Source organism: Cupriavidus sp. YAF13 (genome assembly GCF_052113425.1).
In the GTDB taxonomy this organism is placed as follows: Bacteria; Pseudomonadota; Gammaproteobacteria; order Burkholderiales; family Burkholderiaceae; genus Cupriavidus.
Genome location: NZ_JBFRDD010000029.1, coordinates 49365 through 73462, shown reverse-complemented (window position 1 = coordinate 73462; position 24098 = coordinate 49365). Strand labels below are relative to the sequence as shown.

General features: G+C 66.7%; 21 protein-coding genes. 12 read left to right on the top strand and 9 right to left on the bottom strand.

The genetic code is table 11. The annotated features are described in order from the left end of the window. Positions 1–44 precede the first annotated feature (44 nt). A complete protein-coding gene (locus AB4061_RS22525) occupies positions 45–971 on the top strand; it encodes a LysR family transcriptional regulator (protein WP_441637784.1) in 927 nt (308 codons plus the stop codon). A 206-nt stretch (positions 972–1177) separates the two neighbouring features. Further along, on the top strand, positions 1178–3310 hold the full coding sequence (locus AB4061_RS22520; protein WP_441637672.1) for a cation:proton antiporter: 2133 nt from the start codon (positions 1178–1180) through the stop codon (positions 3308–3310). Between the two features lie 64 nt (positions 3311–3374). Here the strand turns inward: AB4061_RS22520 and AB4061_RS22515 are convergent, their stop codons facing one another. The 3 genes from AB4061_RS22515 to AB4061_RS22505 form a co-directional block, all read right to left on the bottom strand. After that, the gene (locus AB4061_RS22515) at positions 3375–4946 is read right to left on the bottom strand and encodes a sensor domain-containing diguanylate cyclase (protein ID WP_441637782.1); all 1572 of its coding nucleotides are present in this window, start codon (positions 4944–4946) and stop codon (positions 3375–3377) included. A 251-nt stretch (positions 4947–5197) separates the two neighbouring features. Beyond that, positions 5198–5872, bottom strand: coding sequence for a GntR family transcriptional regulator (locus AB4061_RS22510; protein ID WP_441637670.1), 675 nt, complete (start codon positions 5870–5872; stop codon positions 5198–5200). A 58-nt stretch (positions 5873–5930) separates the two neighbouring features. Beyond that, the gene (locus AB4061_RS22505; protein WP_441637668.1) at positions 5931–7730 is read right to left on the bottom strand and encodes an IlvD/Edd family dehydratase; all 1800 of its coding nucleotides are present in this window, start codon (positions 7728–7730) and stop codon (positions 5931–5933) included. 245 nt (positions 7731–7975) lie between these two features. On the opposite strand from AB4061_RS22505, the gene AB4061_RS22500 reads away from it, so the two are divergent. Together AB4061_RS22500 and AB4061_RS22495 are read left to right on the top strand one after the other, a co-directional pair. Further along, positions 7976–9004, top strand: a complete 1029-nt coding sequence (locus tag AB4061_RS22500) for a tripartite tricarboxylate transporter substrate binding protein (RefSeq protein WP_441637667.1) — start codon at positions 7976–7978, stop codon at positions 9002–9004. A 212-nt stretch (positions 9005–9216) separates the two neighbouring features. Beyond that, entirely contained in the window at positions 9217–9807 is a 591-nt protein-coding gene (locus AB4061_RS22495) for a hypothetical protein (protein WP_441637665.1), read from the top strand. Between the two features lie 206 nt (positions 9808–10013). Here AB4061_RS22495 and AB4061_RS22490 read toward each other — a convergent pair whose 3' ends face one another. Beyond that, the gene (locus AB4061_RS22490; RefSeq protein WP_441637663.1) at positions 10014–10430 is read right to left on the bottom strand and encodes a hypothetical protein; all 417 of its coding nucleotides are present in this window, start codon (positions 10428–10430) and stop codon (positions 10014–10016) included. Between the two features lie 329 nt (positions 10431–10759). On the opposite strand from AB4061_RS22490, the gene AB4061_RS22485 reads away from it, so the two are divergent. After that, complete coding sequence (locus AB4061_RS22485; RefSeq protein WP_441637661.1) at positions 10760–11500, top strand: GGDEF domain-containing protein; 741 nt, start codon at positions 10760–10762, stop codon at positions 11498–11500. After that, on the top strand, positions 11497–12249 hold the full coding sequence (locus AB4061_RS22480; RefSeq protein WP_441637659.1) for a GIN domain-containing protein: 753 nt from the start codon (positions 11497–11499) through the stop codon (positions 12247–12249). Before AB4061_RS22485 ends, AB4061_RS22480 begins: the two co-directional genes overlap by 4 nt. A gap of 136 nt (positions 12250–12385) precedes the next feature. On the opposite strand, the gene AB4061_RS22475 is transcribed toward AB4061_RS22480, so the two are convergent. Further along, on the bottom strand, positions 12386–13234 hold the full coding sequence (locus AB4061_RS22475) for a VOC family protein (RefSeq protein ID WP_441637657.1): 849 nt from the start codon (positions 13232–13234) through the stop codon (positions 12386–12388). Positions 13235–13489: 255 nt separating this feature from the next. On the opposite strand from AB4061_RS22475, the gene AB4061_RS22470 reads away from it, so the two are divergent. The 6 genes from AB4061_RS22470 (at position 13490) to AB4061_RS22445 (ending at position 19999) form a co-directional block, all read left to right on the top strand. After that, positions 13490–15091: an ABC transporter substrate-binding protein gene (locus AB4061_RS22470; RefSeq protein WP_441637655.1), complete on the top strand. Its 1602-nt coding sequence runs from the start codon at positions 13490–13492 to the stop codon at positions 15089–15091. Between the two features lie 7 nt (positions 15092–15098). Then, positions 15099–16082, top strand: coding sequence for an ABC transporter permease (locus AB4061_RS22465; protein WP_441637653.1), 984 nt, complete (start codon positions 15099–15101; stop codon positions 16080–16082). Next, positions 16079–16909 (top strand): ABC transporter permease, encoded by an 831-nt coding sequence (locus AB4061_RS22460; protein WP_441637651.1) that lies wholly within the window; start codon positions 16079–16081, stop codon positions 16907–16909. Before AB4061_RS22465 ends, AB4061_RS22460 begins: the two co-directional genes overlap by 4 nt. After that, positions 16906–18555 (top strand): ABC transporter ATP-binding protein, encoded by a 1650-nt coding sequence (locus AB4061_RS22455; protein ID WP_441637649.1) that lies wholly within the window; start codon positions 16906–16908, stop codon positions 18553–18555. Before AB4061_RS22460 ends, AB4061_RS22455 begins: the two co-directional genes overlap by 4 nt. Before the next feature lie 86 nt (positions 18556–18641). Then, positions 18642–19586, top strand: a complete 945-nt coding sequence (locus AB4061_RS22450) for an NAD(P)-dependent oxidoreductase (protein WP_441637647.1) — start codon at positions 18642–18644, stop codon at positions 19584–19586. A gap of 230 nt (positions 19587–19816) precedes the next feature. Beyond that, the gene (locus AB4061_RS22445) at positions 19817–19999 is read left to right on the top strand and encodes a glycine zipper 2TM domain-containing protein (RefSeq protein WP_441637645.1); all 183 of its coding nucleotides are present in this window, start codon (positions 19817–19819) and stop codon (positions 19997–19999) included. 128 nt (positions 20000–20127) lie between these two features. Here the strand turns inward: AB4061_RS22445 and AB4061_RS22440 are convergent, their stop codons facing one another. The 4 genes from AB4061_RS22440 to AB4061_RS22425 form a co-directional block, all read right to left on the bottom strand. Then, positions 20128–21300, bottom strand: coding sequence for an acyl-CoA dehydrogenase family protein (locus AB4061_RS22440; RefSeq protein ID WP_441637643.1), 1173 nt, complete (start codon positions 21298–21300; stop codon positions 20128–20130). Between the two features lie 7 nt (positions 21301–21307). Then, the gene (locus AB4061_RS22435; protein ID WP_441637641.1) at positions 21308–22282 is read right to left on the bottom strand and encodes a Bug family tripartite tricarboxylate transporter substrate binding protein; all 975 of its coding nucleotides are present in this window, start codon (positions 22280–22282) and stop codon (positions 21308–21310) included. Positions 22283–22376: 94 nt separating this feature from the next. After that, positions 22377–23354 (bottom strand): Bug family tripartite tricarboxylate transporter substrate binding protein, encoded by a 978-nt coding sequence (locus tag AB4061_RS22430; RefSeq protein WP_441637639.1) that lies wholly within the window; start codon positions 23352–23354, stop codon positions 22377–22379. An 83-nt stretch (positions 23355–23437) separates the two neighbouring features. Further along, complete coding sequence (locus tag AB4061_RS22425) at positions 23438–23836, bottom strand: cupin domain-containing protein (RefSeq protein WP_441637637.1); 399 nt, start codon at positions 23834–23836, stop codon at positions 23438–23440. Between the last annotated feature and the right edge of the window lie 262 nt (positions 23837–24098).

Below are 24098 nucleotides of genomic sequence, written 5' to 3'. Positions count from 1 at the left end.
TGGATAAAATGATCGACAATCAAGATCAATCCGCCATCCGTGCCGTGAAAATCAACCTGTCGATGCGCGATGTCGAGACCACCCTGGTGCTTGGCCGCACCCTGAACTTCCGCCAGGCAGCGGGGCAGTTGCACCTGTCCCAATCGGCGCTGTCCACCCAGATCCTGCGCATCGAGGAATCCCTCGGCGTGCGGCTGTTCGATCGCACCACCCGCACCGTGCGGCTAACCGCGGCAGGCGAAGTCTTCATGCAGCAGGCTGCGATCCTGCAGGCCGCCTTCCGGGACGCCATCGACGCCGTGAGCGGCATTGCCAGCGCCGAGCGCGGCCATGTTGCGGTGGCCGCCCTGCCCTCGCTGGCCGCCCGCCTGCTGCCGCGCGTGCTGATGGCCTACCGGCGGGAGCATCCCAAGGTCACGCTCAAGGTCTTCGACACGCTCTCCGGCCCGGCCTTCGACCTGGTGCGTGCGGGCGAGGTGGACTTCGCGCTGACCGCAGCCGACCCGCAGCAGGCGGACCTGCACTACGACCCCATGATGTCCGACCGCTTCGTGCTGCTGATTCCCAGCGAGCACCCGCTGGCCCACGGCAAGGGGCCGGTGCGCTGGGCCGATACGGTGGACGCCGCCCATGTTTCCATGACGCACCCCAGCAGCGTGCGCCAGTACGCCGAATGGGCCTTCCTGCAGAACCGTATCCGCTTCCAGCCGGTGTTCGAGGCCGAGCACCTGGCCACCATCGCGGCCATGGTCGAATGTGGCTTCGGCGTGGCGGCGCTGCCTGAGATTGCGGCCGGCACGGTACGCCAGGCCGGCATTGTCGAGCGCTTGCTCACCGCGCCGGTGACGGAGCGCTCGATCGGGCTGGTGACGGCACGCAACCGCAGCCTGTCGCCCGCGGCGGCGGCGCTGGTCGGCGTGCTGCGCGCCCACCTGGCCCAAGCCGGCGGCGGCGTGGCCGATCCGGCATGAGCGAGCGGGAACGGGATCGCGCGAAGCGGTGGGCAATGCGGTGGGTAAAGCGCACGAGGCTTGAAAGCGCGCGCGATATCGCGGTATGTTCGGAGCCGGCAGCCATAGCCATAGCCATAGCCAACTAAGCCTAAGGATCCCCGAGTGACACAGTCGTCGCCCACAGTACAACCCGGGCCGGCCCGCGCCCGGCAATGGAGGCGCGCTTGAATATCGTCGTCGACGTGCTCATCCTGGCGGGCGCGCTGCTGGCCATCGTGGCCGTGGTGCAGGTCGCCGCTGCCAAGCTGGCATTGCCTGAATCCACTCTGCTCTCGGCCATCGGCATCGCCATCGGCGCGGGCTATGTGGCCATCGACGCCGCCTACCCGCAGTTCGCCTTGCATTTCCTCCATCCCCTGATCGACCCGGCGCTCCCGCCCGAGGCCTATCTGTGGATCTTCCTGCCGCCTTTGCTGTTCCACGCCGCGCTGACCGCCGATGTGCGCAGCATGCTGCCGGACGCCGCGCCGATCCTGCTGCTGGCCATCGTCGCCGTGATCGTGGCCACGGGCGTGATCGGGCTGGTCACCACGCTGGTCAGCGGCGCCAGCCTGGTAGTGTGCCTGCTGCTGGGCGCGGTGGTCGCCACCACCGACCCGGCCGCGGTGATCGCCATCTTCCGCGATGTCGGCGCACCCGGCCGGCTGATCCGGCTGGTCGAAGGCGAGAGCCTGCTCAACGATGCCGCCGCCATTGCCATTGCCGGCGTGCTGGTGGCCATGCTGACAGGCCATGGCGCCGAGGCCACGCTGGCCGCTGGCGCGCGGGAACTGGCCTGGTCGTTCGTGGGCGGCGTACTGTGCGGCGCGATCGCCGGACGCCTGCTGGCCGACCTGCTGCCGCGCCTGGCCGGGCTGGCCATGGCCGAGGGCGCGCTGACGCTGGCGCTGCCCTATCCGCTCTACCTGCTCGCCGACCAGCTGCTCGGCGTGTCCGGGGTGGTGGCCGTGGTTTGCGCCGGCCTTGTGGTGAGCGCGCTCGGGCCCACCCGGCTGAGCCCGCGCAACTGGAACCACATGCGCATGATCTGGGAGCAGTACGCCGGCATCACGGGGGCCGTCGTGTTCTTGCTGGCGGCGGTGCGCGTGCCTTCCTTGCTGGCCGGGGTGACCGTGCATCACGGCTTGCTGCTGCTGGCACTGGTAGTGGCCGCGCTGGGGGCGCGCCTGCTCACGCTGTTCGGCCTGCTGCCACTGCTTTCCTGGCTGAAGGTCAGCGCGCCGATCAGCAATGCCTACAAGCTGGCCATTGCGTGGGGCGGCCTGCGCGGCGCGGTGACGCTGGTGCTGGCGCTGGGCATTGCCGAAAACGAGGCGCTGCCGTACGAGGCACGGCACTTCATCGCCATCCTGGCCACCGGATTCGTGCTGGTCAGCCTGCTGCTGAACGGCACCACCCTGCGCGGGCTGATCCACCGGCTCGGGCTGGACCAGCTCACCGCCCAGGACCGGGCATTGCAGCAGCAAGCCATCCAGCTCTCCACCGAGGAGGTCGAAACCACGCTCGACCACATCGCGCAGACCTTCGACCTGCCTCCCGCGGCAGCGCGCGAAGTGGCGCAGCGCTACCGGCGCGAGATCGAGCTGGGCGCGCTGGAGTTCGATTTCGACACCGCGCTATCCGAGCGCGACCGCGTCACCATTGGCCTGGTCACGCTGGCCACGCGCGAGCGCGAACTGATCCCGGAGTACGGCAACGGCGTGATTTCGGTCGCCAATCTCGACGCCATGATGCGCAACACCACGCTGATGATTGACGCCGCGCGCGAGCATGGCCGCCTGGGCTACAACCGCGCCGCCCGGCATATCCTGGATTACCAGCGCGGCTACCGCGTGGCGCTCTTCCTGCACCGGCGCCTGTCGATCGACCGGCCGCTGGCCCATGCGCTGGCCGACCGCTTCGAGCTGCTGGTCTGCCGCCAGACGGTGCTGGAGCGGCTGCGCCAGTACAACCGCTCGCTGCTCACGCCGGTGTTCGGCGCGCGCATGGCGACCCTGCTGGACGGCGTGCTGGAGGAGCGCGTCAAATCGGCCGGCGGTGGCCTGGATGAGATGCGCGCGCAGTTCGGCGGCTACACGGTGGCGCTGGAAAAGCGCCTGCTGATGCTGTTTGCCCTGCGCAAGGGCCAGCGTTCGCTGGAGGCCATGCGCGAGGAGAAAGTCATCTCCAGCCAGGCCTACAACCAGATCGCGCAAGTGATCCAGCGCGCGTGGCGGGCCAATCTGGCGCGTCCGCCGCTGCGCAGCGCGATGTCTGCGCACCCGATGCCAGCAACGGAGTCGTCGTCCCGCGAATGAGGGGCGCCTTGCTTCGCGCAAGTTATCTCGCAAGTTATCTCGCCAGGCGCCGCTACCAGCGCGATCAGGGTGTATCCGCCTGGACGGCCGGCTCCGGCTGGTACCGGACCGTGTTGTTGCGTCCGTTGCGCTTGGCCTGATAGAGCGCGATATCCGACTTTTTCAGCACCTCGCCAACCTCCTCCGCCGACGAAGGAAAATGCGCGATGCCAAGTGAAACCGTCACGACCCCACCGGTGGGGTTCGGCGTCTTTTGCACAGCCTCGCGCAAACGCTCCGCAATCAGGAACGCGTTGTCCACGGTCGTGCCCGGCAGCAAGATAACGAACTCCTCCCCGCCGTTGCGGCATGTCATGTCGCCGCCCCGGGAACCGGCCCGCATCAGGCTAGCGATATGCACCAGCACCTCGTCGCCGACATCGTGCCCGTAGCGGTCATTGATCGACTTGAAGTGGTCCACATCGAGCGTGATGACGGCAAAGGACTGCCCGCCAAGCTCGTACAGGCTAAGCGCGTTGCCCAGCCCGCGGCGATTACGCAAACCCGTCAGTGCGTCGGTGATGGATTCATGGTTAAGCCGGTCCAGCTTGCTGCTGGTCAGGCTCATGCCCCGCAGCAGCGCTTTCTTGAGACGATCGGCTTCGACATACCTGGCCTGGATCCGCTCGATCCGCTCCATCCCGTCGGGCGTGGTCCCCATCCGGGCGTCATCGGCCAACTGCCCCAGCGGCCGCGAGATCCAGCGGGAAAACCACCAGATAAAGACCAGCGACAGGAGCAGGAAGGGAATGCTGTTGCCGAACGTCACCAGCACCAGGTCATTCAGATCGGCCAGCGTGGCTTGCGTGGATCTCTGCGCCACGATGCCCCACCCGGTGGACGCGACCGGCGCATAGCCTGCAAGCATCTCGACACCGTACTGGTTCATTATCTGCTGCGCGCCCGCTGCGCCGCTGGTTACCGCCAGCACAACTGAATTCTTGAAGATCGACTTGCCAACATGGGAGTCGTCCGGATGAAAAATCACGGTGCCTTTACGGTCCACCACATAGACATAAGAGCTGTCCCGATAATAATGGTTATCGAGAATCTCATGCAGCAGGTTCTTGGCATTCAGGTAAATCGTGCCCCCGACATAACCAAGCAGCCGCCCCTCCGCATTAATGATGGGATGGGAAATAAAGATAATCAGCCGCCCGCCGGAGGTCTTAAAGGGCTCGCTGATCGCCGGGGTGCGGGTGGTCAGGAGCGCGCGCCCCCAATCGGTCTTCACGCTCTGTCCGGCCCGGTGCAAGGCCGCTGGCGACACGGATAGCACCATGCCGTCCCGGCGGACGATGGCCACCGAGTTCAGGCTCCTGGTCTGCAAGCGCAAGCGCTCGGCCTCCTCGTCCACACGAGTCGGATCATCCATGGCCGCAGCCAGCAAACTGGCGCTGTATGCCAGTTGCTGCATGGTGCTTTCAAGATGGGCTCCCGTGGACTGTGCCAGCTTGGCCGCATAGACACGGTTGGCTTCCAGCGTATTCCGGATCAGCAGGTCACGCTGCACGCGGTAACTGGAGTACAGCGCATTGGCCATGGTCAGCAGGACCGATCCCAAGGCCAGGAGCAGGATCAGACCACCTAGCCCTATTTTGGGCGAGCGCCCCGGAAGCGGCTTACACGGTTGCGCTGACATCTCTTTTGCAGGCCGACGATCTTCAGAATCTTCAGAGGGGGACCGATTTTAGCACGGTCCACTGGCTAATATTCCTGCCGCAACGCGCAAATGCCAGCCCGCGCGGTTAAGGATTGGGAAAGGGATTTCAAGTTTCCCCTCGACTGGCGTATTGATTTTCCCAATATTTCCATTAACCATGCCCGGGAGACAAATAATGTAATGTACTAAGCAGGTCCTCCGGCACGCTCCCGCTCTGCCGCGAGGTAAGCGTCACGCGAGGGCAGCAGATGGCTACGGCATAGTGCGACAAGATCCTCGCGCCGGCCCTCGCGCAAGGCCTCGATCATGGCCCAGTGTTCCTGCCTGGCACGCTCGCGATAGCCCGCTGCAGCCAGCGACCCAAAGCGGATCGGATGGGCGCGGCGCGCGTATTCCTCGATGGCCTGGCGCAGCACCGCATTGTCGACCAGGGCGAACAACTCCCGGTGAAAGCGCTGGTTGATGCGGAACACCGCGCGCGCATCGCCTGCGGCCACCGCAACATCGTGCTCCTGCTGCACGGCCACCAGCGCCTGTAGCCGCGCGGCGGGCACCGGCAGCGCGATCAGGCTGGCGGCGTGCGTTTCCAGCACTTCGCGCAGTGCGTACAGCTCCATCACCTCGCGTGCCGGAAAGGCGCGCACCACCGCGCCGACGTTGCGCTTGCGCTCGACCACGCCCATGCCTTCGAGCGTGGCGAGCAACTGGCGCACCACATGGCGCTTCAGGTTGAAGCGCGCCATCAGGTCGTCTTCGACCAGCCGCTCGCGCGGACTCAGCAAGCCAAAGACGATGTCTTCCTCAAGGACCGCGGCGGCGGCCAGCATGGCTTGGGCGCCGCCGGGGGCATCGTCCTGCATGCTATGCGCCGCTTGTGCGCGCGTTCCTGCACGGGTTGGCCGATCCATGACAGGACGCTCAGGACTTGCGCGGCACGGTTTCGCTGGTCCGCGCGGCGCGCAGAAAATCGAAGTCCACGCCCTGGTCGGCCTGCGTCACCGTGGCCAGGAACAACTTGCGATAGCCGCGCTCGGCGGCAGGCCGCACCACTTCGTGCTCGGCCGCGCGGCGGGCCAGCTCCGCGTCGTCGATCAGCAGGGAAATTTCGCGCCGCGCCACCGACAGGCGGATGCGGTCGCCGTTGCGCACGTGCGCCAGCGGGCCACCGATGGCGGCTTCCGGCGTCACGTGCAGCACGATGGTGCCGGCCGCGGTCCCGCTCATGCGGCCATCCGAGATGCGCACCATATCCTTCACGCCGGCACGCGCCAGCTTCCTGGGAATCGGCATATAGCCGGCCTCGGGCATGCCGGGCGCGCCGGTCGGACCGATGCGCTTGAGCACGAGGATGTCGTCGGCTTTCACATCCAGCGCGTCGTCGTCGATGCACAGCGCCATGTCTTCGGCATCTTCGAACACCACGGCGCGTCCTTCATGCTCCATCAGCACAGGATCGGCGGCGGATTGCTTGATGATGGCGCCGCCCGGAGCCAGGTTGCCGCGCAGCACGGCCAGGCCACCCACCGGATAGATCGGCGCGTCGAACGGGCGAATCACATCCTGCGCGAACGGCGCGGGCGCAGCGTCGAGCTCCTCGCCCAGCGTGCGGCCTGAAACCGTCAGCGTGTCCAGGTGCAGCAGCGGGCGCAGCTCGCGCAGCAGCGCGGGCATCCCGCCGGCCGCGTGGAAGTCCTCCATGTAATGCTGGCCGGAGGGCTTCAGGTCCACCAGCACGGGGGTCTCGCGGCTCATGCGGTCCAGCCCGGCCAGGTCGATGTCGATGCCCAGGCGCCCGGCGATGGCGGTCAGGTGCACGATGCCGTTGGTGGAGCCGCCGATGGCCAGCAGCACACGGATGGCATTCTCGATCGCGCGGCCGGTGAGGATGCGGTCCGGCGTCAGGCCGGAGCGGGCCATGGCCACGGCAGTGGTGCCGGTGCGCTCGGCCACCCGCACGCGGTCGGCGGTAACCGCAGGGGCCGATGCGCCACCGGCCACCATCATGCCGAGCGCTTCGGTCAGGCAGGCCATGGTGCTGGCCGTGCCCATCACCGAGCAGGTGCCCACGCTGGCTACCAGCTGGTTGTTCACGTCGGCAATCTCGGGCGCATCGATCTCCTCGGCGCGGTAGCGGCCCCAGTAGCGGCGGCAATCGGTGCAGGCACCCACGCGCTCCCCGCGATGCGAGCCAGTCAGCATGGCGCCGGTGACCAGCTGGATCGCCGGCACCCCGGCCGAGGCTGCGCCCATCAGCTGCGCGGGCACGGTCTTGTCGCAGCCTCCGATCAGCACCACGGCGTCCATGGGCTGCGCGCGGATCATTTCCTCGGTGTCCATCGACATGAGGTTGCGCAGGTACATGCTGGTGGGCGCCGAGAAGCTCTCATGCACGGAGATGGTGGGAAAGTCCACCGGCAGGCCGCCCGCCAGCATGACGCCGCGCTTGACGGCTTCCACCAGTTGCGGCGCGTTGCCGTGGCAAGGGTTGTAGCTGCTGTTGGTGTTGACGATGCCGATCACCGGCCGCGACAGCGCGTCGTCGGTATAGCCCGCGCCCTTGATAAAGGCCTTGCGCAGGAACAGCGAGAAGCCTTTGTCGCCATAGTTGGTCAGGCCCTTGCCCAGGCCGCTCTCGGCATCCTGCGCCGGTTCGAAGGGGTCTTGGCCGGCTTGTGCCGAGGCGGAAGGGTCCTTGGGGGAATCGTGGGTGCCGGCCATGTGCATCTCCAATAATATTATTGATAATCGAGGCAGGCATCATATCTGGCCTTGCCGCTGCGCCGCAATGGAAAATTCAGCCCTGCCCCTTTAATTGAAAATTCAGATCAGTCGATAGAAAACTTCTGATTCTTCAATCAAGAGACGCCCCCTACACTCTGCCGTAGCGACGAGCCGGGCGTCCCGCGCTGCACAGCCTTGCTGTGCCTTCCCATCCATACCAACCCGGCGCAGGAGATTCCCCTATGACCGGCATTCGACGCCACGCGCGGACGCGCGTTTCCGCACCCAGGCGCCATCTGATCCTCTCCGCGCTCGCCGGCGCCATGCTGGCAGCCACGGCCGCCTTCCCCGGCCTGGCCGCTGCCGCCGACTATCCGACCAAGCCGATCCGCCTGGTTGTGCCCTACCCGCCGGGTGGCGCCACCGACGTCATCGGCCGCACCCTGGCGCAGCACCTGTCCACCGCGTTGGGCCAGCAGGTCGTGGTCGACAACCGGGCCGGCGCCGCCGGCAATATCGGCGCGGAGCTGGTCGCCAAGTCGCCCGCCGACGGCTATACCCTGCTGATGGGTGCGCTGACCAGCCACGCGATCAACGCGGCGCTGTACAAGAACCGCGTCTCCTACGACATCGAGAAGAGCTTTGCGCCGGTGGCCATCGTGGGTACCGTGCCGCTTGTGTTCGTGGTCAATCCCAGCGTCAAGGCCAACAGCCTGCCGCAGTTGATCGCGCTGGCAAAGGCCACCCCTGGCGCGATCACCTTTGCCTCCGCCGGCAATGGCTCGCCCCAGCATCTGGCAGGCGAGATGTTCAAGCGCATGGCCGGCGTGGACATGCTGCACGTGCCTTACAAAGGCAGCGGCCCCGCCATGACCGACCTGATCGGCGGGCAAGTGCTCAGCATGGTCGAGACCGTGCCGGCAGCGCAGTCCTACGTAAAGGGCGGCAAGATCCGCGCGCTGGCCGTTACCACCAGCGAGCGCGTGGCGGCGCTGCCCGACGTGCCAACCGCCAATGAAGCGGGCCTGAAGGACTTCGAGGTCAACTCCATGTTCGGCATCGTGGCCCCGGCCGGCACCCCGGCGCCGGTGGTGGACCGGCTCAACGCCGAGCTCAAGAAGATCCTGGCCGAGCCCGACGTGAAAGCCTCCCTGCTCAAGCAAGGCGCCATCGCCACCTGGACCACGCCGGCGCAGACCCAGGCCCGCATCAAATCCGAGCTGGCGAAGTGGACCGCGGTGATCCGGGAAGCGGGCGTCAAGCCCGAGTAAGCCGCCCCGCCGCCCCTGGGATCCCGGATCCCGGATTGCAGGTTGCCCGCCCCGCCCTGATGTGACGGGGTGGGCGCCTGTCGTCGCGCGCCTTGACACCCTGACGATTGCGCCTATGATGACTAGCGCAATGCTGCGGCGCAGCAAGTGACGATTGCCACCGACGAAATCCCTTCGGACGCGTTGCCTCGTCATGAACTATCGGAGACGCTATGGCTACCCTCTCTCACGCTGAACACGTCGAGGCGCCTCTGCCTTACCCCGTTATCGATTTTGGCCTGGCAAGCCCCTGGGCGCAGGTGGCGCAGAAGATCGGTGCGCTGAACCTGCAAACGGCAAAGACGCTCATTGCCGAAGGTACCGACTACTTGCGCGAGGCGGCCGCGCAACCGTTCAGCTTCACCACGTTCCGGCCCGAGCTGGCCGACGTGATGGCGCAGCACATTGCCGCCTACACCCACAGCCTGATCGAGATCGTGTTTGGCGCGAACGCGGATTTTTCCGACAACGTCCAACGCCATTTCGCCACGATCGGCGGCCAGGACCCGTTTCAATGGTGCCTGATGGGCCGGGATTTCCTGCCGGAGTACGGCAACGGGCTGCCCGCCATGGGCGCGGCGATGACAGGCTGGGTTGCGGCCTACCTGCCGGGCGGCAAGCCGCTGCCGGAAGCAAACGCCGAAGCCGCGCCGCGCAAGACCGCGCTGCTGGCGGCACCAGCCGACGTCGTGGAGCCGGTCGTGGAGCCGGTCGCGGAGCCGATTGTGGAGCCAGCCGTGGCGCCGGCCAAGCCAGCCGAATAAACCCGGCTCAGGTGGCCCTTGCCGGTCACATCCGCCAGCAGCAACCGCGGTGCCCGCCTTGAGCGGGTGGCGCGAACTGGTGTGGCGAAGTGTCAATGGCAACCGGCCTGAAGTGGGACTCCCCGGCCGCGTCGTCCTACGCGCGTAGCAAGAAAGCGCTGATCCGATGCGTCTGAATCAGCGCTTGCACAGCGCGCTTGGCCAGGTCATTGGCAGGCAGTGCCGGGCACAGGCTTGCCCGAGTTGGTCATGCCCTGGCAGGCGTCGCCGACAATGGTGTCGGAGTCGAAGGCGGCGTTGTTATATGGCTTGAGCCTGCCCGCTACCGTGCAGCAAAAGCGCGGCTCGCCCGGGACGGGCGTTGCTGGCGGCGCGCTCTTCGCCATGCGGGAGGAGGACGCAGGCATCTGACTGGCGGGCGTTGGCGCGGGAGCAATACGGGAGACTGGCGGCTTGGCGGGCTGGTCGACGCTCTGGTCGTCGTCATCCGGAGACATGCACCGGCCATTCTGGCAGATCCGCTCACCTTTGCACTGCATGTCATATTGACAACCCGCTGCGACTGCGTGCAGCGGCGACGCCATCGCCAACGTGGTGGCGAACAGCAAGCCCAGCGTTCTCATGTTTCCTCCTACTCGACTGCCAGCGCAAATCGTACGAACCGCCCGCGCCGGATCGTATGTTCCGGCACTGGCGAGCGCCGGGCATCGTGCTGTTTTGCACGGGACACCCGACTACAGCGCCGACCGCCACGTCAGCCGAAGCGATACACCGCTACCTCTAGCATAGGCATCGGGACCCGACACAGGGAACCCCGCCATGCAAGCGTGTGAGCGTCGCACCACCAAGCGCGGCGACGGCAAAAAAGCGCTGCGCGCAGTGCCCGGCCAGGGCGTCCAAACGCCCGTGTGAAACCGCTTGCGCCCGGCGCCCGCACGCTTCTAGTCCTTGTATGATTGCCGCTGGATTCATTGCACTGCCCTGCCCGCCGCTGAGCCCCAGGGCGTTTTTCGGCGTCATCGCGCTGGCCTGGGTCCTCCTCTTTCCCATGATGGCGCCGCAAGACCTGCTGGAACTCAAGGGCATCCTGGTCGTCTGCTACGCGCTCTATTTCACGGGCATCACGGTGTACACATTCATCACGCTGCGGCGCGCGAAGCTGCAGAACTTCGTCATGGCCAAGACCTTGCTGCAGCAGGCTTATGTGGACGCGCTGACTGAGATTCCCAACCGCCGGGCCTTCATGCTCAACGTGGGCAGCCTGGTGCCGCGCGCCACCGCGGAGCAAGACCACTACCTGGCGATGGTGGACATCGACGACTTCAAGAAGGTCAATGACCGCTACGGCCACGACATTGGCGACGCAGTGTTCAAGCACGTGGCCGCGGGGATCAAGCTGGAGATGGGGGACTGCCAGTATGCGCGCCTGGGCGGAGAGGAGTTCGGCATTTATCTCAAAGGGATGACGCGCGCCGAGGCGGAAATCCGCATCGGCATGCTGTGCCGCAGCATCCGGGATGCGCCATCGGAGCCCCCCGTGACCATCAGCATTGGCGTCACCCACATGGTCAGCGGCGACACGCTCACCAAGGCGCTCATCAAAGCCGATGAAGCGCTCTATGATTCAAAGAGGACCGGCAAGGACAAGTATACGTTCCACCAGGAGCCCCGCCAGCCCGAAGGATCGCCATGACCCATATCAACCTGCTTTGCGCTGCCTGCCTGGCATCCACCTGCCTTGCCGGCATGGCGCTGGCTCAGTCAAGCACCGTGGTTATCAACCAGAGCGGCATTTCCGCCTCGGGCACGTCCGGGAGCAGCGTCGTCATTGTCAATGGCCAGGTGGTGACTTCCCATGACGCCACCAAGGGAGGCGGCCCCGAGAAGACCGAGCAGCGCATGGTTGGCGCGTTCTCCGGCGTGCAGCTCAATGCCCCGGCCGATGTGGTGTTCTCGGTTGCGCGCGCGTACTCCGTTTCCATCACCGGCCCCGCGGACATCCCGCCGCTGGTGCTCACCAGCCTGGACAACGGCAGGCTGACGATTGGCCTGAGCGCACCAGTCGTGCTCGCGGCGCCGCTCCGGGTGGCCATTACCGGGCCCTCGCTCCAGGCGGTCAGCATTCCCGGCGCCGGCACCCTGCGTGCGTCCGGCCTGCACGAGGCATCCATCGACCTGCGCCTGTCCGGCTCCGGCTCGATCGTTGCCGAGGGCACCGTGGGCAGCGTGCGCGCCGCGATCTCCGGCTCCGGCGAGGTCGATGCCAGCGCCTTGCGCGCGCAGAGGCTGGACGCGCAGGTCAGCGGCTCGGGCCGCATCCTCGGCTACGCGTCGGATACGGCCAGCGTGGCGCTGACGGGATCCGGCGACATCATCGTTGCCGGCAAGCCGCACCAGCGCGCCGTCAGCCGGACGGGTTCCGGCCAGGTATCGTTCGAATAGCCGGTCGCGCCGGACCTAACAGGCGGCCAGCCCGTCCACCGCCTGCTGGGTGATGGCGACGCCATGCCGTACCGTGGCGTCGCGCCACGGCTGGGCGCGTAGAAATCCGTGAAATCCATCGTTAAACCGTCCGCGCTTATTCCGTAAAGGCAAGGGTGACGCCCGCCGCCTCGGCAGGTGGCACCACCAGCAGGCCGTCAATCTCCTCGACGCCGCGGATCTCGCCTGCCGCCAGCGCGGCGCGCGCCGTTGCCAGCGCTGTGGTGCGCAGCACCAGCGCCACCATGCGGTCGCGGCCATCAATCAGCGGCGGCACGCTCGCGCCAAAGCGCCGCGCCGCCGCCTCCGGCGTCAGCACCACCACCGACGCACCGCCGGCGCGCAGCAGCTCGCCGTGCGCACCCTTGCCCACGTGCTCGGCGCCGAACAAGCGCGACAGCAGGCCGATGGTGCGCGCCGGGTCTGCGGCCGCGATCACGTATTGCGCCACGCCGGTCACGCCGTTGGGATGGGCCTGCCAGTGCCCGCGCCAGACCAGTTCCGGCGTGAAGTGGTGGCAGAAGTAGAGGCGTCCGTTTGGCACCAGGTGCGCGGCCAGCCGCACCGTGCGAAAGCGCGCTTCGCCGGTGGCGCCGGGCAGCTCGACCGGGCGCGTGAACTCACGCGGCGGCCCTTCCACTTCCAGCCCGCGCGCCAGGATCTCGCGGTGCAGGCCGGTGGAGTCGGCGCTCTTGAAGACGAGTCCGGTCAGGCCAGCCGGCTCGGCCAGCAGGTCCGCGCGGCCGGTCGCCGCCTTGCCGGCTTCAAAGCCGAGCAGCTCCAGGTAGTCCGTATCGAAGATCGCGAGGTGGTTGCTAGACCCGAGCGAATGATGGCCGCGCGGCGTCAGCTGGAAACCCAGGCGGCGATAGCGGCTGGCGGCGCCGTCCAGGCCTTCATGGACATTGACGACCACGTGGTCGAGCAGCGGGATCAGGTTTGGCATGAGAGGGGTTCCGTTGGAATAAACGAGCAGTTGGCGAGCGTACGCGAGCACGGCGCGATCCCCAACTGCGCGTTTCGTCTTTGCATATGCGCGCCGCGCGCGCCCGCCGGGTGCGCAGCGCGCCGCGCAGCCAACGTCTTTGCTTAGACGAAAAGCGCGTTTCCCTCGCGCAGCGGCGCCCCCTACACTCGCTGGCTGTCCAGCCTTCGTGCTCCCTGCTTCCTGCATTCCTTCGGTTATTGTGGAACCCCTGCCATGCCCCTGACGCGACGCGACTTCCTGATTCAATCCGGTGCCCTTGCCGCTGGCGCCTCCCTCCCGGGCACGCTGCTGGCACAGGCTGCCGACACGCCGCGCAAGGGCGGCGTGCTGACGGTCCTGCTGGGCGGCGAGCAGCGCATCCTCAACCCCGCGCTGCGCGCGTCCACCGGCGTCTACGTGGTGTCCAGCAAGATCATCGAGTCGCTGGTGGACCTGGACGCCAGCGGCAAGCCCGCTCCCGTGCTGGCCACCAGCTGGAGTAGCTCACCGGACGGCAAGACCATCACCTTCAAGCTGCGCGAGGGCGTGACCTGGCACGACGGCAAGCCCTTCACCTCGGCCGACGTGCAGTACAACGCGATGGAGCTGTGGAAGAAGCACCTGAACTACGGCACCGCGCTGCACCTGTACCTCGATGCTGTCGATACCCCTAACGCACAGACCGCGGTATTCCGCTATTCGCGCCCGATGCCCATCGAGCTGCTGCTGCGCGCGCTGTGCGACCTTGGCTACGTGGTGCCGCGCCACAAGTTCGAAGGCACCAGCGTGCTGGAGAACCCCGCCAATACCGCGCCGGTCGGCACGGGGCCGTTCCGCTTCACCCAGTACGAACGGGGCCAGTTCGTGATCGCCGAGCGCAATGCCGCATATTGGCGCAAGACCGCGCCGTACCTTGACCGCGTGGTGTGGCGCATCATCACCGACAAGTCCGCCGCGGCTGCCGCGCTCGAAACCGGCGAGGCGCAGCTAACCACCTATTCGCATGTCGGCCTGGCGGATCTTGAGCGATTCAAGAAGGATGGGCGCTTCAAGGTGTCCACCAAGGGACTGGAAGCCAATTCCTACAACAACACGCTGGAGTTCAACGTGCGCCGCAAGGAGCTGTCGGACGTGCGCGTGCGCCGCGCCATCGCGCATGCCATCGATGTCGACTTCTTCATCAAGAACTTCCTGTACGGCACCGCCAAGCCGGCCACCGGCCCGATTCCCTCGACCTCGTCGTTCTATCCGGGCGGCAAGCAGCCCTATCCGTTCGACCGCAAGCGCGCCGAAGCCCTGCTCGACGAAGCCGGCTTCAAGCGCGGCGCCGACGGCAACCGCTTCACGCTCAAGCTGGTGCCGATCCAGAACGGCGAAGACGTGCCACTGTTCGCCACCTACGTACAGCAGTCGCTGGCGCAGGTGGGCATCAAGGTCACCGTGCAGCAACTCGACATCGCCGGCGCGTTGTCGACCGTGTACCGCGACTGGAATTTCGACCTTGCCACCGGCTGGCACCAGTACCGCGGCGACCCCGCGGTCTCGACCACCGTCTGGTACCGCTCAGGCAGCCCCAAGGGCGCGCCCTGGACCAACCAGTACGGTTGGCAGTCCGCCAAGGTCGACAAGCTGATCGACGACGCCGGCTCGGAGATCAACCCGGCCAAGCGCAAGGCGCTCTATGCCGAGTGGGTCAAGGAGGTCAATGACGAGCTGCCGGTCTGGATGGTGACGGAGCGCGAGTTCTACTCGATCACCAGCAAGCGCGTGCACAACGACCACAACACGCCGCGCTGGCCGTCCAGCAGTTGGTACGACACCTGGCTGTCGGCCTGAGCCGGCCATGCGCATCTTGTCACTCGCCCTGCGCAGGCTGGCAGCCAGCCTGCCCTCGCTGCTGCTGATCCTGTGCGGCCTGTTCCTGCTGCTGCAATTCGCCCCGGGAGACACCGTCGATGCCCTGGTCGCCGAAATGGGCGGCGCGGATGCCGCCGTCATCGGCCAGCTGCGGCAGTTCTACGGGCTTGACGCCTCCACCACGGTGCAGCTTGGCCGCTACCTGTGGCGTCTGGTGCATCTGGACCTGGGCTACTCCGCCATCTACGGCAAGCCGGTGGCCGCCGTCATCCTGGAGCGCCTGCCCGTCACACTGCTGCTGATGGGCTGCGCGCAGGTGCTGGCCGCCGTGTGCGGCATTGCGCTGGGCGTAGCCGCGGCGCACCGGGCCGACCGCTGGCCGGATACGCTGGCATCCATGCTTGGGCTGGTGTTCTACGCCACGCCATCGTTCTGGTTCGGCCTGATGGGCATCGTGGTGTTCGCCATCCACCTGGGGTGGCTGCCGCCCGGTGGCTACCAGGACGTCGCTGCGGGCTACACGGGCCTGGCACGCCTGGCCGACATCGCCTGGCACCTGGTGCTGCCCACCGTGACCCTGGCGCTGATCTACCTGGCCATCTACCTGCGCATCATGCGCGCGTCGATGCTGGAGGTGCTGACGCTGGATTTCGTACGCAGCGCGCGCGCCAAGGGCCTGTCCGAGTACGCCGTGCTGGTGCGCCATGTGCTGCGCAACGCGCTGCTGCCGCTGCTCACGCTGGCCGGGCTGCAGTTCGGCACCATGCTGGGGGGCTCGGTGGTGATCGAAAGCGTGTTCGCGTTGCCGGGGCTGGGCCGGCTGGCCTATGACTCGGTGGTCCAGCGCGACCTGAACACCCTGCTGGGCATCGTCTTCATCAGCGCGCTGCTGGTGATCGCCATCAATTTCATCGTCGACATGCTGTATGCGCTGCTCGACCCCCGCATCCTTCACGAACGCAAGGCATGAAGCTGCTCCGACGTTACCTGCGCAACCCGGCCGCAGCCTTTGGCCTGCTGGTGTTGCTGGCGGTCATTGCCATGGCCGCGTGCGCCTCGGCCGTGTTTCCCGCCGATCCCCTTTCCCTTGCCGGCCGTCCGTTGCAGTGGCCGCTGGAGGATCCGCATTTCTGGCTAGGCACTGACCAGACCGGGCGCGACATCGCCGCCCAGATCTTTCACGGCGCGCGCGTCTCGCTGCTGATCGGCTTCGTGGCCACGCTGATTGCCGTGTCCATCGGCATCCTGATCGGCGCGTTCGCGGGATACTACGGCGGCTGGGCCGACAACCTGCTGATGCGGCTGACCGAAGGCTTTCAGACGCTGCCCAGCTTCTTGCTACTGCTGGTGCTGGTGTCAGTGTTCGGCTCCGGCATCACCAATGTGACGCTGGCCATCGGCGTGGTGTCCTGGCCCGCCACCGCGCGGCTGACGCGCGCCGAGTTCCTGACCCTGCGCAACCGCGACTTCGTCCACTCCTGCCGCGCGCTGGGCATGCGCGACCTGCAGATCATCTTTCGCGAGATCCTGCCTAACGCGCTGCCGCCGGTGGTGGTGTACGCCAGCGTAGTGATGGCGCTGGCCATCCTGCTGGAAAGCGCGCTGGCCTTTCTCAACCTGTCAGACCCGAACGTGGCCTCCTGGGGCAACCTGATCGGCGGCGGGCGCAGCGTGCTGCGTTCGCAGTGGTATGTCTCGGCCATTCCCGGCATCGCCATCCTGCTCACCGTGCTGGCTGTGTCGCTGGTGGGACAAGGCCTGAACGACGCACTCAACCCCAGGCTGAAACGCGCATGAGCGGCCCCTTGCCCTTCCTTCTCAGCATCGACGCGCTCAGCGTCGCCTTGCCCGCTGGTGCCGACCGCCCGCTCGCGCTGGACGGCGTCTGCCTGGCGCTGGCGCCAGGTGAAATCCTGTGCGTGGTTGGCGAAAGCGGCTCCGGCAAATCCATGACCGCCGGCGCCGTGCTTGGGCTGCTGCCCGATGGCGTGCGCCGCAGCGCCGGGCGCATCCTGTTTGAAGGCCGCGAGCTGACGGCGCTGTCCGAGGCGGATCTGCGGCGCATACGTGGCGCCCGCATCGGCATGATCTTCCAGGAGCCGATGACGGCGCTCAATCCGCTGCGCACCATCGGCGACCAGATCGGCGAGGTGTTCCGCACCCACACCCGGTTACCCAAGGCGGAAATCGCACGCAAAGTACAGAACCTGCTGGAAGACGTGCAGATCCCGCAGCCGCTTGCCGCCGCTGACGCCTATCCGCATGCGCTGTCCGGCGGGCAGCGCCAGCGCGCCATGATTGCCATGGCGCTGGCGCTCGAGCCCAGCTTGCTGATTGCCGATGAACCCACCACCGCGCTCGACGTCACCACCCAGGCCCAGATCCTGCGGCTGATCCGCGAATTGCAGCAACGCAAGGGCACGGCGGTGCTGTTCATCACGCACGACTTCGGCGTGGTGGCGGAGATTGCCGACCGCATCGCGGTCATGCGCCGAGGCAAGGTGGTGGAGACCGGGCCAGCCGCCGAGATCCTGGCGCGGCCACAGCACCCCTACACCCAAGCGCTTCTGGCCGCCGTGCCCGCGCTGGAGCCGCCGCCACCGCGCGTGCAAACGGGTGGCACGCTGCTCGCCATCGACGGCATCGGCAAAACCTACCGCGGCGGCGGCTGGCTCGGCCGGGGACGGCGCCAGGTGCAGGCGCTCGACCAGGTATCGCTCGCGCTGCCGCGCGGCGGCGCGCTCGGCATCGTGGGCGAGAGCGGCTCCGGCAAGAGCACGCTTGCGCGTTGCCTCGTGGGCCTGCTCGACCCGGATCGCGGCAGCTTGCGGCTCGATGGCGCCGATTTGCTGGCAGCCGGTGCTGGGCAGCGCCGACAGCGCGCCCGGCGCATCCAGATGGTGTTCCAGGACCCGTTTGGTTCGCTCAACCCACGCCGCCGCGTGGGCGAGCTGGTCGCGCAGGGCCCGCTGATCCATGGGGAACATCCGCTGCGGGCTCGCCTTCGCGCCGCCGAGCTGTTCGAACTGGTAGGGCTGGATCCCAGCGCGCTCGACCGTTATCCGCACGAGTTCTCCGGCGGCCAGCGCCAGCGCATCGGCCTGGCCCGTGCGCTGGCCCTGTCGCCCGACGTGCTGGTGGCGGACGAGCCGGTATCCGCGCTGGATGTCTCCGTGCAGGCACAGGTGCTGGCGCTGCTTGACGACCTGCGCGCGCGCACCGGCTTGTCGCTGATCCTGATCACGCACGATTTGCGCGTGGCGGCCCAGGTCTGCGACCGGGTGGCGGTCATGAAGGACGGGCGCGTGGTGGAAGAAGCGGATACCGCCACGCTGTTCGGCGCCCCCCGCCATCCCTACACCCAGGCCTTGCTGGCAGCCGTGCCGGGCAGGCGGGCGGTGGGCCGGGCAGGCGCAGCGGTCAGCGAACGCAGCGTGCGCTGACGCTTGTTGACCGCCTCGCTGCCCCCGACATGCGCGTGCGCACAACAATTTCGCGCGGCAACGCTTGTTGACGTTGCAGTGCAAGAATGGCAGCATTCCCGGCTTCGGTGGGCTGCCCACCTGCCCATACACTCGCCCGCCGCCAACGCGGGCTTCGGAGTATTCAAGTCATGCGCGTTGCATTTATCGGCCTGGGTGTCATGGGCTATCACATGGCGGGCCATCTCGCCGCCAAGGGCCATCAGGTCACCGTCTACAACCGCACGGCTGCCAAGGCCGAGCAGTGGGTCGCCGCGTTCGGCGGCAAGTCGGCCGCCACCCCGGCGCTGGCCGCGCAAGACGCCGAAGTGGTGTGCTCCTGCGTGGGCAACGACGATGACCTGCGCTCGGTCCTCACTGGCAAGGACGGCGCCTACAGCAACGCACCGGCAGGCTGCGTGTTCGTGGACCACACCACCGCCAGCGCCAATGTGGCGCGCGAGTTGTATGCCGCGGCTAGTGAGCGGGGCCTGCACTTTGTCGACGCGCCCGTCTCGGGCGGCGAAGTCGGCGCGCAAAAGGGCATCCTGACCATCATGTGCGGCGCCGACGAGGCCGTGTTCGGTCGGATCGAGGCAGTGCTGGGCGCCTATGGGCGCGCCGTCACCCGCATTGGTGGCTCCGGCGCGGGCCAGCTGGCCAAGATGGTCAACCAGATCTGCATCGCCGGCCTGCTGCAGGGCCTGTCCGAAGCCATTGCCTTTGGCGAGCGCGCGGGGCTGGACATGAAGGTAGTGCTGGACGTAATCAGCAAGGGCGCCGCTGGCTCCTGGCAGCTGGAAAACCGCGGCCCCACCATGATCGAAGGCAAGTTCGATTTCGGCTTCGCGGTGGACTGGATGCGCAAGGATCTGGGCCTGTGCCTGGACGAGGCGCGCCGCAACGGCGCCAGCCTGCCGGTCACCGCCGTGGTGGACCAGTTCTACGCGGACCTCCAGCAAGACGGCTGCGGCCGTGCCGATACCTCCTCGCTGATCAAGCGCCTGCGTTGATCCTGCGCTGACCGGCGGCTGCCGGGCACGTGCGCTACCCGCACCGCCGGCTGTTCTGTCGCCCATTTCCCGGTTGCCCCCCTTCCTGACGCCGCAATCGCAGCGTCATCCAATTCCTACATCCATATCAGAGGCCGTCTGGCTGGGCCGGACGGCGCGCCCAGCTATCTTGTCAGCATGGCAGGCGCGCCTGTTAGCGCCGTGCAGCATCATTCACGTAGGAGACCACTATGTTGAGACTGGCAAGCGCGCTCATCGCGAGCGCAGCGCTTCTGTTCGGATTGAACGGTTGTACCGCTACCGGCGCCGTGGCTGGCGGTGTGGCAGGCCATGAACTGTCGCACGGCAGCACCGCGGGCACCATCGGCGGCGCGGTGGCAGGCGGCATCATCGGTCACGAACTCGGCAAGTAAGCAGTAGTCAATTCCTCAGATTAAAAAAGCGCGCCGCATGAAGATGTGGCGCGTTTTTTATTATTTTCATCGCTGAAAGAATGACAGCGCCGCCGCACGGATTGGCGGGCAATGCATCAAGAGCGAGCTCAATACGACTTCGGCAAACCCAGCACGCGCTCGGCGATATGGCACATGATGAGCTGCGCGCTGACCGGGGCAATGCGCGGGATATACGACTCGCGCAGGTAACGCTCCACCTGGTACTCACGCGCATAGCCCATGCCGCCCAACGTCAGGACCGCGGTCTGGCAGGCCTGGTGCGCGGCCTCCGCCGCGAGGTACTTGGCGGTATTGGCTTCGGCCCCGCAGGGCTTGCCGTTGTCATACAGCCAGGCCGCTTTCCACACCATCATGTCGGCGGCCTCCAGCGCCATCCACGCTTGCGCCAGCGGATGCTGGATGCCCTGGTTCTGGCCAATCGGACGCCCGAACACGGTGCGCTCCTTCGCATAGCGCGTTGCCGCTTCCAGTGCCACGCGGCCAAGGCCGACGGCTTCGGCGGCAATCAGGATGCGCTCGGGGTTGAGGCCGTGCAGGATGTATTCGAAGCCGCGCCCTTCTTCCCCGATGCGGTCGGCCACCGGCACCGTCAGCCCGTCGATAAAGAGCATGTTCGAGTCCACCGCGGCGCGCCCCATCTTGTGGATCTCGCGCACCTCGATGCGCTTGCGGTCCAGCGCCGTGTAGAACAGGCTCAGGCCCTGCGTCGGCTTGGCCACCTTGTCCAGCGGCGTGGTGCGGGCCAGCAGCAGCATGCGGTCGGCCACCTGCGCGGTGGAGATCCAGATCTTGCGGCCGTCCACGCGATAGCTCGCCCCATCCGCCGACAACACAGCCTGGGTCTTGAGATGGGTGGTATCCAGCCCCGCGTCGGGCTCCGTCACAGCAAAACAGGCCTTCTCGGTCCCGGCGATCAGCGGCGCCAGCGCCGCCTCCTTCTGGCGATCGTTGCCGAACACCACCACCGGGTTGAGGCCAAACACATTCATATGGATGGCCGACGCGCCGGAGAAACCCGCGCCGGACGCCGACACCGTCTGCATGATCAGCGCCGCCTCGGTAATGCCCAGGCCGGCGCCGCCGTACGCTTCCGGCATCGCGATGCCGAGCCAGCCCGCCTGCGCCATGGCCTGGTGGAAGGCATGGGGAAACTTGCCTTCGTCGTCCAGCCCCGACCAGTAGTCGGCGCCGAAGTCGCTGCATAGTTGCGTCACCGCTTCGACGATGGCGCGCTGCTCGGGGGTTCTTTCAAAGTTCATGCCTACCTCATTCCGGCTGGATGCCAGCGTCCTTGACCAGCTTGGTCCACTTGACCAGCTCGCCGGCCACAAAGCCGGAGAACTGCTTGGGCGATTGCCCGAATGCCTCAAAGCCCAGCGCCTCGAAGCGCGGCGCGACGTCCTTGCTGGCGGCGATGCGCGACAGCTCGCGGTTGAGCCGCTCGACCACCTCCGCGGGCGCCTTCGCCGGCGCGAACACGCCATTCCAGGACGTAATGTCGAAGCCTTTCAGCTCAGGCGTGTCGGCCAGCGGCGGCAGTTCCGGCAGCAGCCGGCTGCGCTGCGCGGTGGTCACCGCCAGCGCGTGCAGCTTGCCCGCCTTCACGTTGGCAATGCCGGCCGCAACGTCGACAAACATCATCGGCACCTGTCCCGCGATCACATCGGTCATGGCCGGCGGCGTGCTCTTGTATGGCACGTGCAGCAAGTCCAGCCCGGCCATGCGCCCGAGCGTGGCGCCCGACACGATGCCGGTGCTGTTGCCGCTGGCGTAAGACATGCCCGGATGCGTGCGCGCATAGGCGATCAGCTCCGCCACGGTCTTGACCGGCAGCTTCGGGTTGACCACCAGCATGAACGGCAGGTTGCCCATGCGCGCCACCGGCGTGAAGTCGCGGATCGGGTCGTACGGCAGCTTCTTCATCAGCGAAGGGTTGGCCGAATGGGTCGTGTTGGTGGTCATGAACAGCGTGTAGCCGTCCGGCGCGGCCTGCGCGACGATCTCGGCGGCAATCGCGCCGTTTGCCCCGGGGCGGTTGTCCACCACCACATTGGTCTTGAGCGCATCGCCGAGCTCCTTGGCGGTGATGCGGGCCACCGCGTCGGTGCCGCTGCCGGCGGCGAACGGCACCACCATGCGGATCGGCTTGCTGGGATAAGCGTCGGCCGCCGCCGCGAACGGCGCCGTGGCGAGGCTCAGCAATGGCAGCGCCGCGCGCAGCAGCGTGGTGAGGCTTGGCATAGTGTTGTCTCCTGTTTTTTTGGCTAGCTATCTCGTTGTCGTGGATTAGCTTTGTTAGCTTTGTTTTTGCGATGCCCTCGGGCACCACGCCGCCTCACCGCGCGGTCTTCTCTTTGTAGTTCGTGTCCTTGACCAGCTTGGCCCAGCGCGCGGCGTCGTCGGCAATGATGGCGGCGAACTGCTCGGGCGTGCYGCCCACGGCCTCATAGTCGATGGCGGCAAGGCGCTCCTTGATATCCGGCATCGCGACGATCCGCACGATTTCCTGGTTCAGCCGGGTGACGATTTCCTTGGGCGTGCCTGCCGGTGCCAGCAGCCCGGCCCAGGAATTGAAGTTCATGCCCTGGATCCCCGCCTCCTGCATGGTCGGCACATCGGGCAGCGCCGGCGAGCGCTTGGGCGACAGCACGGCCAGCGGGCGCAGCCTGCCGGCCCGGATCATCGCCATCGAATTGAAGGGATCGATGGTCATGTCGACCTCACCCGCCACCACGGCCTGCATCTGCGGGCCGGTGCCCCGGTACGACACACTGACTACGTCCGGCGTGCCGGCGGTGGATTTGAATGTCTCCCCGATCAACTCGATCATGCTGCTGCCGGCCGACAGGCTCAGCGGACGGCTCTTGGCGCGGGCCAGCCCGACGAACTCCTGCACGGTCTTGGCCGGCACCGAGGGGTGGACCACCATCACAAAGCCGATGCTGCTGATCAGGCTGATGGGCGCAAAGCTCTTCAGCGGCTCGTAACCTGCCTTGTACAGCACGGGGCTGAGCGTCTGCGCGCCAGCGGTGTTGAGCAGCAGCGTATAGCCATCGGGGGCGGCACGCGCGACCATATCGGTACCGATGATGCCATTGGCGCCGGGGCGGTTCTCCACCACCACCGGCTGCTTCAAGGCCTCCGCCAGCCTCTGCGACACCAGCCGCGCCACCACGTCGGAGGCGCCGCCCGGCGCGAAAGGCACCACCATGCGGATCGGCTTGGCGGGATAGGTGCTGCTCCACGCCAATGCGGGCACGACGCTCCAGATAGCGGCGCAAGCGAGCAAACGGCGTCGGGAAGACAGTGTCATCGGAATCTCCTACCAGGCTTGAACAACAAACGTCGTATCGGGTGCGGGCACCCAGGCGGAATGGCGGCGCTCGGCAGCGTTCCTCAGGCGGGACGGATCACGCGCTCCGGGGATTCCTCGTAAGGCGGGGCGTAGATCACCAGCAGCTTCACGGGCTCGTCGCTGATCACCGTGAACACATGCATGGCCTCGGCCGGGAAGAAGCAGCAATCGCCGGGACCAAGCTCGCGCGATTGCCCGTTCACCTCGGCGCGCGCCCTGCCCTCCAGCACATAGCAGACCTGCTCGATGCCGGGATGCGCGTGAGGCAAGGCACCTTTGCCGCGCTCGATGGTGCCGTGGATGACTTCTAGCTGGGTGGCGCCGACGTTGTCGCGGCCGATGATGCGGCGGTTCAGCGTGCCGACATGATTGGCCGGGTGGTAGCCGGGCACGTCTTCGGCACGGACAAAGTAGATCGGTGAGGACGACGAGGGGGTCATTGCAGTCTCCATGCCGGCTTCGCCGCGACCCCATGAGGGCAGCTGTGATGCCCGGCTTTTTTCATGTTTGTGAAAGTTATTTTATCCCTATGAAAAAACTAGTCAACTGTTTCAGCCAGCCCGCGACGCCTCAACCGCCTCGGCAATGGATTCTGAGTGACTTTTTACGCACAAAACAGAAATTTCCTGGCAGCCCCGGCAAATTCTGCAATCTCGCGCATCAGGGATGCAGAGACGCTGCAGCCTTTGCGGCATCTGTCCA

Excerpts from the sequence above, each read along its gene's own strand:
- AB4061_RS22510 (WP_441637670.1), bottom strand. The coding sequence starts at position 5,872 with ATGCAGGACGATGCCCCCGGCGGCGCCCAAGCCATGCTGGCCGCCGCC.
- AB4061_RS22505 (WP_441637668.1), bottom strand. The coding sequence starts at position 7,730 with ATGGCCGGCACCCACGATTCCCCCAAGGACCCTTCCGCCTCGGCACAA.
- AB4061_RS22500 (WP_441637667.1), top strand. The coding sequence starts at position 7,976 with ATGACCGGCATTCGACGCCACGCGCGGACGCGCGTTTCCGCACCCAGG.
- AB4061_RS22495 (WP_441637665.1), top strand. The coding sequence starts at position 9,217 with ATGGCTACCCTCTCTCACGCTGAACACGTCGAGGCGCCTCTGCCTTAC.
- AB4061_RS22490 (WP_441637663.1), bottom strand. The coding sequence starts at position 10,430 with ATGAGAACGCTGGGCTTGCTGTTCGCCACCACGTTGGCGATGGCGTCG.
- AB4061_RS22485 (WP_441637661.1), top strand. The coding sequence starts at position 10,760 with ATGATTGCCGCTGGATTCATTGCACTGCCCTGCCCGCCGCTGAGCCCC.
- AB4061_RS22480 (WP_441637659.1), top strand. The coding sequence starts at position 11,497 with ATGACCCATATCAACCTGCTTTGCGCTGCCTGCCTGGCATCCACCTGC.
- AB4061_RS22475 (WP_441637657.1), bottom strand. The coding sequence starts at position 13,234 with ATGCCAAACCTGATCCCGCTGCTCGACCACGTGGTCGTCAATGTCCAT.
- AB4061_RS22470 (WP_441637655.1), top strand. The coding sequence starts at position 13,490 with ATGCCCCTGACGCGACGCGACTTCCTGATTCAATCCGGTGCCCTTGCC.
- AB4061_RS22465 (WP_441637653.1), top strand. The coding sequence starts at position 15,099 with ATGCGCATCTTGTCACTCGCCCTGCGCAGGCTGGCAGCCAGCCTGCCC.
- AB4061_RS22460 (WP_441637651.1), top strand. The coding sequence starts at position 16,079 with ATGAAGCTGCTCCGACGTTACCTGCGCAACCCGGCCGCAGCCTTTGGC.
- AB4061_RS22455 (WP_441637649.1), top strand. The coding sequence starts at position 16,906 with ATGAGCGGCCCCTTGCCCTTCCTTCTCAGCATCGACGCGCTCAGCGTC.
- AB4061_RS22450 (WP_441637647.1), top strand. The coding sequence starts at position 18,642 with ATGGCAGCATTCCCGGCTTCGGTGGGCTGCCCACCTGCCCATACACTC.
- AB4061_RS22445 (WP_441637645.1), top strand. The coding sequence starts at position 19,817 with ATGTTGAGACTGGCAAGCGCGCTCATCGCGAGCGCAGCGCTTCTGTTC.
- AB4061_RS22440 (WP_441637643.1), bottom strand. The coding sequence starts at position 21,300 with ATGAACTTTGAAAGAACCCCCGAGCAGCGCGCCATCGTCGAAGCGGTG.
- AB4061_RS22435 (WP_441637641.1), bottom strand. The coding sequence starts at position 22,282 with ATGCCAAGCCTCACCACGCTGCTGCGCGCGGCGCTGCCATTGCTGAGC.
- AB4061_RS22425 (WP_441637637.1), bottom strand. The coding sequence starts at position 23,836 with ATGACCCCCTCGTCGTCCTCACCGATCTACTTTGTCCGTGCCGAAGAC.